11 protein-coding genes are annotated in these 13,278 nt (G+C 46.2%); 7 read left to right on the forward strand and 4 right to left on the reverse strand.

Annotation, left to right across the window (positions count from 1 at the left end; all coding sequences use genetic code 11):
- Nucleotides 1-32: 32 nt before the first annotated feature.
- The 3 genes from lolA to rplU form a co-directional block, all read right to left on the reverse strand.
- Nucleotides 33-725 (reverse strand): outer membrane lipoprotein chaperone LolA, encoded by a 693-nt coding sequence (gene lolA / locus GW12_RS03700; RefSeq protein WP_034583569.1) that lies wholly within the window; start codon nt 723-725, stop codon nt 33-35.
- A 241-nt stretch (nt 726-966) separates the two neighbouring features.
- Nucleotides 967-1,221 carry a 50S ribosomal protein L27 gene (rpmA, locus tag GW12_RS03705; protein ID WP_004760935.1) on the reverse strand — a complete coding sequence of 85 codons (255 nt, stop codon included), beginning with the start codon at nt 1,219-1,221 and terminating at the stop codon, nt 967-969.
- 19 nt (nt 1,222-1,240) lie between these two features.
- Complete coding sequence (gene rplU, locus GW12_RS03710) at nt 1,241-1,552, reverse strand: 50S ribosomal protein L21 (protein ID WP_034583574.1); 312 nt, start codon at nt 1,550-1,552, stop codon at nt 1,241-1,243.
- Between the two features lie 455 nt (nt 1,553-2,007).
- Here rplU and sdsA point away from each other — a divergent pair, with 455 nt between their 5' ends.
- The 7 genes from sdsA to GW12_RS03745 all read left to right on the forward strand — a co-directional run bounded on the left by sdsA (nt 2,008) and on the right by GW12_RS03745 (nt 12,653).
- Nucleotides 2,008-2,985, forward strand: coding sequence for an All-trans-nonaprenyl-diphosphate synthase (gene sdsA / locus GW12_RS03715; protein WP_034583576.1), 978 nt, complete (start codon nt 2,008-2,010; stop codon nt 2,983-2,985).
- A gap of 15 nt (nt 2,986-3,000) precedes the next feature.
- A complete protein-coding gene (locus GW12_RS03720; protein ID WP_034583579.1) occupies nt 3,001-5,043 on the forward strand; it encodes a site-specific recombinase in 2,043 nt (680 codons plus the stop codon).
- A gap of 777 nt (nt 5,044-5,820) precedes the next feature.
- Nucleotides 5,821-7,086, forward strand: coding sequence for an efflux RND transporter periplasmic adaptor subunit (locus GW12_RS03725; protein WP_034583583.1), 1,266 nt, complete (start codon nt 5,821-5,823; stop codon nt 7,084-7,086).
- Between the two features lie 12 nt (nt 7,087-7,098).
- A complete protein-coding gene (locus GW12_RS03730; RefSeq protein WP_034583586.1) occupies nt 7,099-10,278 on the forward strand; it encodes an efflux RND transporter permease subunit in 3,180 nt (1,059 codons plus the stop codon).
- Nucleotides 10,278-11,738 carry a multidrug efflux RND transporter AdeIJK outer membrane channel subunit AdeK gene (adeK, locus tag GW12_RS03735; protein WP_034583589.1) on the forward strand — a complete coding sequence of 487 codons (1,461 nt, stop codon included), beginning with the start codon at nt 10,278-10,280 and terminating at the stop codon, nt 11,736-11,738. Before GW12_RS03730 ends, adeK begins: the two co-directional genes overlap by 1 nt.
- A 108-nt stretch (nt 11,739-11,846) precedes the next feature.
- Nucleotides 11,847-12,203 (forward strand): YbjQ family protein, encoded by a 357-nt coding sequence (locus GW12_RS03740; RefSeq protein ID WP_034583590.1) that lies wholly within the window; start codon nt 11,847-11,849, stop codon nt 12,201-12,203.
- Nucleotides 12,204-12,206: 3 nt separating this feature from the next.
- On the forward strand, nt 12,207-12,653 hold the full coding sequence (locus GW12_RS03745) for a YbjQ family protein (RefSeq protein WP_034583593.1): 447 nt from the start codon (nt 12,207-12,209) through the stop codon (nt 12,651-12,653).
- Here GW12_RS03745 and def read toward each other — a convergent pair.
- Nucleotides 12,650-13,144, reverse strand: coding sequence for a peptide deformylase (def, locus tag GW12_RS03750; protein ID WP_034583595.1), 495 nt, complete (start codon nt 13,142-13,144; stop codon nt 12,650-12,652). The genes GW12_RS03745 and def overlap by 4 nt on opposite strands.
- Nucleotides 13,145-13,278 lie beyond the last annotated feature (134 nt).

Genomic DNA, 13,278 nt, shown 5'->3' on the forward strand with positions numbered 1-13,278 from the left:
ATTTCATCGAACTCAGGTTATCTAAACCAATATTACTGGTCAATGATATCGGTACCTTTTGGTGGTGCAAAGTTAAACGTTGAAGCTGGAATGCTTGGATTCACCTTCACATTTTTAAAGTTGATATAGGTGGTTTGACCTAGAGAGTCTTCCAGAATCATCAGGCTTGGGGCTTTATTAGCACCAAAGCTAATGGTCAGGCTTTCAAACGCGCCATCTTTGGTTTTTGGATAAAGCTTGTAATAAGTCTTGCCTTTATTCGGTTGAGTCACACGGTAAGCATGCATGATCTGGCTGGTATTACCAGAAAGTAACAATGCTGGGGTATTGGCAACCTGTTCATCCAAGCTTTGACGTACTGCTTGTTGTAGGTCTGGGTCATAGATCCAGACAGTTTTACCAGTTGTGGCAATGGTCTGTTTCGCAGGAGAAGTAGTCTCCCAGTAGAACTTACCCGGACGCTGCACTTTCATTATCCCACGGAAGGTCTGGTTCATGTGCTGGGCACTTAAACCTTTTTTCTGGGTGGCTTTAGGATTGGTTACCTTAGTGGTCTGCTCAAAATTCGCGGTCAGGCTGTGAATATTGCTGAGCTGTTTCACCAGGTTGTTCGTCGCTTGTTGCTCCGTCGCTGCAGTTGCGGCAAATACAGTTGTGCTCATGACAGGTGCCAGTGTCGCCGCACCGATCGTTATGGCACATACAGTTTTACGAAGCATATTCATAATCTCACCTTTGTTGTATTTGCATCATCGCAATTTGTCTGATGTCTCATCTTAAACCAATTTAAAAAACTAAGATGATAGAAAATAAGAAGTTTTGTATTGTTATTAATGCAAAATCACGGATTTTGTTCATCATGATGAAGATAAAGATACATTTTTCATCATACATTTAAGCTGCTCACAGCCATTTTCAGGCATAAAAAAACCCACAGAAACTGTGGGTTTTTTTATTTCTGTAGAATTATGCTTCAACAGATACGTAGCGACGACCGAATTGGCCTTTCACTTCGAATTTTACTACGCCGTCAGCAGTAGCAAATAAAGTATGGTCACGGCCCATACCTACGTTTGCACCAGCGTGGAATTCAGTACCACGTTGACGAACGATGATGTTACCTGCAGTTACAGTTTGACCACCGTAAACTTTAACACCTAACATCTTAGGATTCGAATCACGACCGTTCTTAGTCGAACCACCGGCTTTTTTAGTTGCCATGTCTCATTACTCCTAGTAATTAGCCTGAAATGCTAGTAATTTTCAACTCGGTGAACCATTGACGGTGACCTTGTTGTTTACGGTAGTGCTTACGACGACGCATTTTGATGATGCGGATTTTGTCGTGACGACCATGGCTAACTACTTCTGCAGTTACTTTAGCGCCAGCTACCACTGGAGCACCGATTTGAATGCTGTCACCGTTAACAAGCATCAACACGTCATCAAAAGTAACAGTTGAGCCAGTTTCAGCTTTCAATAATTCAACTTTAAGGGTTTCGCCCTCAACTACACGGTGCTGTTTACCACCGCTTTGGATTACTGCGTACATAATGTACTCCAAACATGCCCGTGTCGTCGTGCCGATAAAGGGATATATCGATCTTAAAACGAACGCCACTGGGGGTTATACAAGGGCAAAGATTTTAAGGGATATTTGAACAAACAACAAGCCATTTTACTGAAATTCTGACCTGCGTGTTTTTGCATCTGATTGACTATATACTTAATTTAGAAAAATCAGAGACTCATGAAATTTCTTGCAACAAAAATCAACTGAGTTAAGGCCTAAGTTTTGATTAGTATACTGAGCCAATTTCTCCCTGATTTGGGGAGATTCAAGGTAAATCTGTACGCGACGACAGTGATCCAAATAGTGTCTAATTGATTTTATTCATCTTAAAAAGCTGATTTTTAGCAAAGTTTGTGCGTTTCTTATCTGTCACGGATGTTATAAATTGTTAAACTACGGACTTGAGATTTACCAGAATAGAGGTTCCCTTTCACATGACCATCGACTTTAAGCAAGATATTCTCGCTCCTGTGGCACATGACTTTGCTGCGATGGACACATTTATTAATGAGGGAATCACGTCAAAAGTTGCCTTGGTGATGGCCGTCAGCAAACACGTGGTCGAAGCTGGCGGTAAACGCATGCGTCCGATCATGTGCCTGCTGGCAGCAAAAGCCTGTGGTGCAGAAGATCTGGACCAGCATCGCAAGCTGGCCGCAATTATTGAAATGCTGCATACCGCAACACTGGTACATGATGATGTCGTGGATGAATCTGGCCTGCGTCGTGGCCGCCCAACCGCTAATGCCACCTGGAACAACCAGACTGCGGTACTTGTAGGTGACTTCCTGATCTCACGTGCTTTCGATCTATTGGTTGATCTGAACAACATGACCTTGTTAAAAGACTTCTCCACAGGCACCTGTGAAATTGCCGAAGGTGAAGTGTTGCAACTGCAATCCCAGCACCAGCCAGAAACCACTGAAGCCACTTATCTGAACATTATTCACGGTAAAACTTCACGCCTGTTTGAACTGGCGACTGAAGGTGCTGCGATTCTTTCAGATAAGCATGAATTCCGTGAGCCGCTACGCAAGTTTGCTGGTCATTTCGGCAATGCTTTCCAGATCATTGACGATATTCTGGACTACACTTCAGATGCAGAAACGTTGGGTAAAAACATCGGCGATGATTTGATGGAAGGCAAACCTACCTTGCCATTGATTGCTGCATTAAAAAATACCTCAGGTGATGATTTTGAAATTGTGCGTAAGAGTATCGCCACTGGTGGTACTGATCACCTCGAACAGGTGATTCGCATTGTGAATGAATCAGGAGCTCTGGATTACTGCCGTCAGCGTGCAACTGAAGAAACTGATGCCGCAATTGCTGCACTGGATTCACTGCCAGACTCGGAATACCGTCAGGCACTGGTGAATCTGGCAAAACTTGCATTGCACCGAATCCAATAGATCTCAACATTGCCTATGCATATTCAATTCTCCGATATATTCCAGACCATGCAACAGCAGCTTGAGCAACCTCAAGCTGCCTTAGATGAAAACCTGCTGATTGAACTCGTGAATCGTATACGGCCACGAGACAGCAAAGATACGGAAGAAATCGAAGAAAAATTTCAAGCATTTCTACAATCTCTTCTTATTACACCCAATGCGGTGACGACCCTACAGACCTTTGTTTTGCGGGTAATTAATCGCTACAAGCAAACCAGCCTGTTCTCCGATACCGGGATTCTATCCTTAGACGGTTTCTGGAACCAACTGAATCAGCGCATTGGCGCGCATATCCTGCCGTTGATTCCGGATGAAAAAAGCCTGCAGGAACTGGTACGCCGCATTTTTCATGAACGCAGTGATCGTTACTGGCTGGATTACCTCAATGATCAGGACTGGCAACAGCTTTTTAGCGTCCTCAATCAGGGCCACTCCAATCAGCTGGAGAAGACCCGGATCAAGGACGAAGTCATCAAAGCACTCACCATTCTGTCCTACCGGATCAGTGGGATCGGCTTACATCCTGAATTTATCAATGCCCAGCCTGAACTGATGGAATATGAATCGCCGTTTCTGATTCAGAACCGTGAGATCAATGACTTCATTCAGCAATATAAGAAATGCTTTGATCATGCCGATCTGACTGATTCAGTTGCTTTACCGGATGCTTCTCAAGCCATGGTGATGCTAGAACAATGCCATGATGTCGTTGCAAAAATCCGCCGTTCCACTAAACGGATCGGAGTAAGTGTCAGCCTGACCTATATGCTGGCATTACTAGAACAGTGTCTGGAACGAATCGAGATTCTACTGAATATGATTCTGGAGGATGACCAACAACGCTATCTGTCTATGGGTTATTTTCTGGTCGATATTACCGAAGCTCTCTATAGCGAACGCAGTGTACGTTCGCTACTGGCAACCAATAGCGAATTACTGGCCTTACAGGTAACGGAAAATGCCTCCAAAACCGGTGAACATTATGTAAGTACCGACAAGGAAGGCTTCTGGGCCATGTATAAGGCCGCAGCCGGTGCCGGTGTGCTGATTGCTATTATGGCCACGCTGAAAACCTTGATGGCACGAGTCACTATGGCGCCATTGATGCAGGCCTTTAGTTACAGCATGAACTATTCACTCGGTTTTATGCTGATTCATGTGCTGCACTTTACTGTTGCTACCAAACAGCCTGCGATGACCGCAGCCGCACTAGCTTCTACTGTACAGCAGCGTAAAGGGTCCAAGACGGCACAGATTGCTGAACTAGCGGCACTGATTGTGAATATCATCCGAACCCAATTTGTGGCAATTCTGGGCAATATCTCGATTGCGATTCCTGTTGCAGCTGTGATTGCATTTTTCTGGGATGCTGCAATGCATGAACCCTTAATGAATCATGCCAAAGCAGCCAAGACGCTACATGACTTGAATCCATTTACTTCACTGGCAATTCCACATGCGGCCATTGCCGGAGTATGTTTGTTCCTGTCCGGACTGCTCGCGGGTTATTTTGACAATATGGCGGTGTACCGTAAGGTAGGTCCACGTTTAAAAGCGCATACTCGCCTGAAAAGATTGATGGGACAGGAACGTCTAAATAAATTTGCCGAATATATGGAACGAAATCTGGGTGCGCTCGGCGGTAACTTTATTTTCGGGGTGATGCTTGGCAGTATGGGTACCATCGGTTATATCCTGGGGCTACCATTAGATATCCGCCATATTGCCTTTGCGTCTGCCAATTTTATTCAAGGCCTGATGAATATCAATGGCCCAGATATTGGTTTAATAATTGTGTCTTTCTTGGGCGTGCTTTTCATTGGTCTCACCAACTTATTTGTAAGTTTTACCCTAACCATTATTGTAGCATTACGTGCCCGTCGAGTGCGTTTTGAACAGTGGAAGCCATTGGCCAAACTGGTCATGACCCACTTCCTGACTCGTCCAAGTGATTTCTTCTGGCCACCAAAGCAAGTGGTTGAAATTGACGAAAATCATACGACGAGCAAAGGCTAAAACAGTGATAATTTCTCGGATTTTAAAAACACAAATACTTATTTAAAATAAGGATTTTGTTTAAAAACCACACACTTGAAAAAAAGTGTACTGACAAGTACACTTCAGAACAGACGGTTAACCGGTATCATAGCGGTTAGAAAGGACAAGCATTTAAAGCTTGCTGCACTTGTTGCTTTTTGTCGATTTTTTGTTTGGTTTTCAGCATGTTTGAGCGTTCTATTTCACTGTTTTATTCATTTGAATAAAAATTCATGAAATAAATCATTCAGCAGTACTGAAAGCAAAATTGTTCAAAAACACAACAAAAAATCGCAGACTCATTCATACGGTGTGGCATGCCATTTGTATTACTTTTCTTAGCCATGCTCTGGTGTATTGACCAGCTTTGGTATAAAAAGTAGGCAAAGAAAATTTTATATGTGTCGGAATTCTTGAAGGAATCACCCTCACAGGGTTATCTCAGCTGCTGATTGCCTGAGCACAGTGACCCGAACTTTTTCTATGGAGGAAGTTCGGGTGGCTGTGCTTTCCGTGTCTTTGTGACCTACCTCTGGTCGCACAGCCCATTCATCAGCCAACAAGACATGAGTCATATTTTTTGACTGACTGGAAAAAACGTGTGGATAGTCCGGAGTAGCGTGATCTTTCCTTATTGAATAGTGATCCGGTAGGAATATAAGTTTTATTTCGGTTTCGTTTTAGTATTTAATTCACATTAAATACAAAGCGTAAGCAAATAAAAAATTTAGATAAAAATCTCATCGAGGTGGAACAATGATGTCTGCAAAGCTTTGGGCACCTGCCCTGACTGCTTGCGCATTGGCAACAAGTATTGCACTTGTTGGTTGTAGCAAAGATCCAAAGGAGGGCCAGCAAGCTGGCGCTCAACAGCAAATGCCACCGACTGAAGTGGGTGTGCTGGTTGCACAACCACAAAATGTCGAGCAGTCTGTAGAACTCTCAGGTCGCACAACAGCATTTGAGATTTCAGAAGTACGCCCACAGGCAACGGGTGTAGTGCTGAAACGTTTATTTAATGAAGGCAGCTATGTCCGTGAAGGTCAGGCACTTTATGAAATCGATTCCAGCACCAACCGTGCAACCGTGGACAATGCCCGCGCTGCAATTGCCCGTGCTGAAGCCAACCTTGGCGTGTTACGTGTCAAAGAAGGCCGTTACCGTCAGCTGGTAGGTACCAATGCAATTTCTAAACAGGAATATGACGATATCGTGGCTCAGGTGAAACTGGCAGAAGCTGACCTGAACGCGAACCGTGCGATTCTGCGTAATGCTGAAATTAACTTAGGCTATTCAACTGTACGTGCGCCAATTTCGGGTCAAACCAACCGCTCTTCGATTACTGCGGGTGCGTTAGTGACTGCAAACCAAGCTGAGCCATTGGTGACAATTCAGCGTCTGGATCCAATCTACGTCGATATCAACCAGTCTAGTGCCGAATTGCTACGTCTGCGTCAACAGTTGAGCAAGGGTGACCTGAACAGCTCCAACAACACGCGTGTCAAACTGAAACTGGAAGATGGCAGTGTTTACCCGGTTGAAGGCCGTCTGGCATTCTCGGATGCCAGCGTGAATCCGGAAACTGGTACAGTGACTTTACGTGCGGTATTCCCGAACAAAGATCACCTGTTATTGCCTGGCATGTTTGCCACTGCACAAATCGTTCAGGGTGAAATTCCAAATGCTTACCTGATTCCTCAGGCTGCATTGACCCGTACTCCTACTGGTCAGGCTGTTGCTATGTTGGTGAATGCCAAAGGCCAAGTTGAAAGCCGTAACGTCACCACTGTGGGTACACAAGGTCAAAACTGGATTGTGACTGCTGGTCTCAACCCGGGCGACAAAGTGATTGTGGATGGTATTGCCAAAGTTAAACCTGAACAACCAGTGGTCGCAAAACCATATCAGCCTCAGGCTGCAGCACCACAAGGTGCCGCACAGCAAGCTGCTCCTCAAGCTGGCGCAGCATCAAAAGCGAACGATGCAAAACAAGCTGAACCAAAACCTGCTGCTAAATCATAAGGAGTAAGGTGAATGGCTCAATTCTTTATCCATCGTCCGATCTTTGCATGGGTGATTGCACTGGTCATCATGCTGGCGGGTATTTTGACGATTAGCAAAATGCCGATTGCTCAGTATCCGACCATTGCACCACCGACGGTTACGATTTCTGCGACCTATCCAGGTGCATCTGCTGAAACTGTTGAAAATACAGTGACCCAGATCATCGAACAGCAAATGAATGGCCTGGATGGTCTGCGTTATATTTCATCCAACAGTGCCGGTAACGGTCAGGCATCAATTGCCCTGAACTTCGAACAAGGGATCGATCCGAACATCGCTCAGGTTCAAGTACAAAACAAACTGCAATCTGCAACTGCACTGTTACCTGAAGATGTACAACGTCAGGGTGTCCGCGTTACTAAATCAGGTGCCAGCTTCCTGCAAGTTGTTGCCTTCTACTCTCCTGATGAGAGCCTGACTGCAAACGACATCAAAGACTATGTCAATTCCAACATTTCCGAACCGCTCAGCCGTGTTCCGGGTGTGGGTGAAGTTCAGGTCTTCGGTGGTTCGTATGCAATGCGTATCTGGCTGGATCCTGCCAAAATGGCCAGCCTGCAAGTCACTCCAAGTGATGTGGCCCAAGCGATCCGCACCCAGAACGCGCAGGTCGCGGTGGGTCAGTTAGGTGGTGCACCACAGGTTGAAGGCCAGGTGCTGAATGCGACTGTCAATGCGCAAAGCCTGCTGCAAACTCCTGAACAGTTCAAAAATATCTTCCTGAGAAATACCAGCAGTGGTGCTCAGGTACGTCTGGGTGATGTAGCCCGTATTGAACTGGGTGCCGATAACTACCAGTTCGTGTCTAAATTCCAAGGCAAACCTGCCGGTGGTGTTGCAATCCGTCTGGCAACTGGTGCCAATGCGCTGGATACCGCAGCTGCGGTAGAAGACCGTTTAAAAGAACTGCGTAAAAACTACCCTCAAGGCATGAAAGATGAACTGGCATTCGATACTACACCATTCATTAAACTGTCTATTGAATCTGTAGTACACACGCTTGTAGAAGCAGTAATCCTGGTATTCCTGGTGATGTTCCTGTTCCTGCAAAACTGGCGTGCAACTTTGATTCCAACCATGGCGGTGCCAGTGGTGGTACTCGGTACCTTTGCGATCATTAACATTTTCGGTTTCTCAATCAATACTCTGACCATGTTCGCGATGGTATTGGCCATTGGTCTGCTGGTGGATGATGCGATTGTTGTGGTCGAGAACGTTGAACGTGTCATGAGTGAAGAACATCTCGATCCTGTGACGGCAACTGAAAAGTCGATGAAACAGATCTCTGGTGCACTGGTGGGTATTACCTCAGTTCTGTCTGCGGTATTCGTACCAATGGCGTTCTTCAGTGGTACAACTGGGGTGATTTATCGTCAGTTTTCGATCACGCTGGTAACGGCGATGGTACTGTCATTGATCGTGGCCTTGACCTTTACCCCTGCCCTGTGTGCGACCATTCTGAAACAGCATGATCGTAACCAACCAGAAAGCAACAGCCCTGCGGCACGTTTCTTCCGCTGGTTTAACCATAGTTTCGAACGCATTTCCACCAAGTACCAAGGTGGCGTCAACTTCATGACCCACCATAAGATCGTGTCTGGTGTGATTTATGCGGTAGTGATTGGTGTGATTGCACTGCTGTTTGCTCGCCTGCCTTCTTCATTCTTGCCGGATGAAGACCAGGGTGTGGTCATGACCTTGGTCCAATTACCACCAAATGCCAGCTTGGACCGTACTGAAAAAACCATTGATGCTATGAACAACTTCTTCCTGAACAAGGAAAAAGAAAGCGTGGAATCTGTGTTTAGTGTCGCCGGCTTTTCGTTCACTGGTGTCGGTCAAAATGCTGGTCTGGCGTTTATTAAGCTGAAAGACTGGGACGAACGTACTACCCCTGAACAACAGATTGGTGCCATTATCGGTCGTGGTATGGCGCTGAACATGATCGTAAAAGATGCCACTTACATCATGCCGCTGCAGTTGCCTGCGATGCCTGAACTGGGCGTTTCTGCCGGTTTCAACATGCAGTTGAAAGATGCAAGCGGTGCAGGTCATGCACAACTTCTTGCTGCGCGTAATGCGGTACTGGGTATGGCTGCTCAGGACAAACGCCTGATGGGTGTACGTCCAAACGGTCAGGAAGATACACCACAGTACAAGATCATTGTCGATCAGGCTCAAGCCGGTGCAGCGGGTGTCAGCATCTCTGAAATCAACAGCACCATGAGCATTGCCTGGGGCGGTTCTTATGTGAACGACTTCCTGGATCGTGGTCGTGTGAAAAAAGTTTATGTACAGGGCGAAGCCGATGCACGTATGATGCCGGAAGACCTGAACAAGTGGTATGTACGTAACAATCAAGGCCAAATGATTCCATTCTCAACCTTCGCTACTGGCGAATGGAGCTATGGTTCACCACGTCTTGAACGTTATAATGGCGTATCATCCATGAACATTCAGGGTACTCCAGCACCAGGTGTCAGCTCGGGTGATGCCATGAAAGCTATGGAAGAAATCATTGCCAAACTGCCATCTATGGGCTTGCAAGGCTTTGACTATGAATGGACTGGTCTGTCTCTGGAAGAACGTGAGTCTGGTGCCCAAGCGCCATTCCTGTATGCTCTTTCACTGCTGATCGTGTTCCTGTGTCTGGCCGCATTGTATGAAAGCTGGTCAATTCCATTCTCTGTCCTGATGGTAGTTCCACTGGGTATCGTCGGTGCATTGACCTTGACTTTCTTGGGTCTGGTGATCAAAGGTGATCCGAACCTGTCCAACAACATTTACTTCCAGGTGGCAATTATTGCCGTGATTGGTTTGGCTGCGAAGAACGCGATCCTGATCGTAGAATTTGCTAAAGAGCTTCAGGAACAGGGTGAAGAACTGTTTGAAGCAACGATGCATGCTGCGAAAATGCGTTTGCGTCCAATCGTCATGACTACCTTAGCCTTCGGTTTTGGTGTACTGCCATTGGCACTGTCTTCAGGTGCTGGTGCAGGTAGCCAACACTCGGTTGGTTATGGTGTACTGGGTGGCGTAATCAGCTCAACACTTTTAGGTATCTTCTTCATTCCAGTGTTCTACGTCTGGATCCGAACGATCTTTAAGTACAAACCAAAACAACAAAATAAACAGGAGCAAACCTCGTGATGCATAAAGTATGGTCTGTTTCAGGTCGTGGCATTGCGGTTTCTGCACTTGCGCTTGCTTTGACAGCTTGTCAAAGCATGCGTGGCCCAGAGCCCGTAGCACAAGCTGACATTCCGCAAAGCTATATCGGTTCTGCCTCAGGTACCTCAGTTGCTGAGCAAGGTTATAAAGATTTTTTTGCTGATCAACGTCTGGTTCAGGTGATTGATCTGGCTTTGGCCAATAACCGTGATTTGCGTACAGCTGCTTTAAATATCCAGCGTGCACAGCAAGCGTATCAGATTTCTGAAAATGACCGTTTACCAACCATTGGTGCCAGCGGCAGCGTCTTACGTCAGGACACCATGAGCACCCAAGGCCGTGGTGCAACTACCACTTATAACGTTGGTCTGGGTGTTACGGCGTATGAGCTGGACTTCTGGGGCCGTGTGCGCAGTCTGAAAGACAATGCACTGGATACTTATCTGGCAACGCAAAGCGCGCGTGATGCAACCCAAATTTCCCTGATCAGTCAAGTGGCTCAGGCATGGTTAAACTACTCCTTTGCCAATGCCAACCTGAAACTGGCGAATCAAACCCTGCAGACCCAGCTTGAATCTTATAACCTCAACAAAAAACGTTTCGACGTGGGCATCGACAGTGAAGTTCCTGTTCGTCAGGCACAAATCTCTGTAGAAACTGCACGTAACGATGTGGCGAACTACAAGACTCAATTGGCTCAGGCACAAAACCTGTTGAACCTGTTAGTCGGTCAAGCTGTTCCAACGAATCTGTTACCGACCACTCGTGTGACTCGTATTACCAACAGCACTGCGTTGGGTTCAGGCCTACCAAGTGACCTGTTAACTAACCGTCCAGACATCCGCACTTCAGAATACCAACTGTCTGCTGCTGGTGCCAACATTGGTGCGGCTCGTGCACGTTTATTCCCGACCATCAGTCTGACTGGTTCTGCGGGTTATGCCTCAACCGACTTAAGCGACCTGTTCAAATCAGGTAACTTTGTCTGGTCAGTCGGCCCAAGTCTGGATATTCCAATCTTCGACTGGGGTACTCGTAAAGCCAACATCAAGATTTCAGAAACCGACCAGCAAATCGCGCTGGCGAATTATGAAAAATCGATCCAGACCGCTTTCCGTGAAGTGAATGATGCACTTGCTGTTCGTCAAAACATCGGTGACCGTTTAGCTGCGCAACGCCGTTTAGTGGATGCAACCAGTACAACCTATCGCCTGTCTAATGCCCGCTTCCGTGCCGGGATCGACAGCTACCTGACCGTTCTGGATGCACAGCGTACTACCTACTCTGCTGAACAAGGGCTATTATTGCTGGAACAAGCGAATCTGAATAACCAGGTGGAACTGTATAAATCATTGGGTGGCGGCTTAAAAGCTAACACTTCTGATGTGGTGCAATACCCGCCTTCAACTGCTGAGCGTAAACAATCCAATCAGCAATAAGATTCAGTTATAGTTCAAATAAAAAGCTCACTTTGGTGGGCTTTTTTATTGCTTTTTGATCAGCAGTTTTCTATCGTCATAGCATCATCATTTTTGACTGTTGGGCTCATGTTACTCAGTAATCTGGAATCCGTACCGGGACACATCATTACTCGGCAGATCGATGTGGTTTATGGCAGTACCGTACGCAGCAAGCATGTTGGTCGCGATCTGCTGGCGGGCCTGAAGAATATTGTCGGTGGTGAGCTGACGGCTTATACCGAACTCTTGGAAGAATCACGTCAGGAAGCCATGAACCGCATGATTGAAAAGGCACGGCAGATGGGTGCTAATGCGATTGTTGGCATTCGTTTTTCCACTTCAAATATTGCTCAAGGTGCTTCGGAACTGTTTGTTTATGGCACTGCAGTAGTGGTCGAACCAAATATACCGAAGCTCCCTGATCCTTTTCCACCGGCAGCGTAAGTCATGAATGATCTGATTTTTCAGATTGTAGTTTTTGCCATCCTGTTCGGGGTGGGTTTTAGTTTTGGCCGCTATTATGAACAGAAGCACCTTAAAGAGCTGGATGCATGGGAAGCGAAGCTGGCCTATATCACCCTGGAATCCAACCGGATGGCGACTTCAATTTTTGAAGGCCAACTGGTCAGTTCTAATGTGGTGATTTCGCATGATTACTTTAAATATGTAATCGCCTCGATTCAAAATATTCTGGGCGGTCGCCTAACTACATACGAAAGCGTAGTAGAACGTGCACGACGGGAAGCCATCGTACGCTTAAAGAAAGAAGCAGCAAAAGTTGGTGCGGCCCATATTATGGGCGTACGCCTCAGTACCACTGAATTGGGCATGCAAGGCGGGATGGTGGAAGTGTTTGCCTATGGGACTGCGATCAAACAACCTAAAGATATTTAATCCGTATTTGAATCTGAAAGCCGCTGGTTAAATAAAATCCCATTCAGATGATCAATCTCATGCTGAACAATACGTGCAGCAAAGCTGTTAAATTCAGCATCCACTGACTCACCTTCCAAAGTGTAATAACGTACCCAAATATCTTGCGCTCGAGCGACTTTTCCTCGTTGATCCGGCACACTAAGACAACCTTCTTCACCTAAAACCTGACTGTCTGAAACACGCAAAATTTCCGGATTGACCATCGTGATTGGTTCCATATACGGTGCATCTGGATAACGCAGGTTCGAACGAGAAGCGACAATGATCAGACGTTTGGAAATATACACTTGTGGTGCAGCAATGCCGACGCCCTGACGATCCAGCATAGTTTCCATCAAGGCATTGTTCAGCTGATACAACCAGTCACTACCAAATTCTGTCTCTGCTACTGGTGCTGCCACTAGCCCCAAAATCGCTTCTCCCTGTTTGGCGACGCTTAGAATCGTCATCACTGCTCCTCTTATATTCAATTCAGATCATGCTTCTTTATAATTCAGTTTACTGCTGTTCCAAAGCAGAAAATTGCTTTTAAATATCTCTGAATGTGTAATCCAGTTTTTAAAAAAGGCTCTAGACTAGCAGA

This window comes from Acinetobacter sp. HR7, assembly GCF_000773685.1.
GTDB lineage: Bacteria > Pseudomonadota > Gammaproteobacteria > Pseudomonadales > Moraxellaceae > Acinetobacter > Acinetobacter thermotolerans.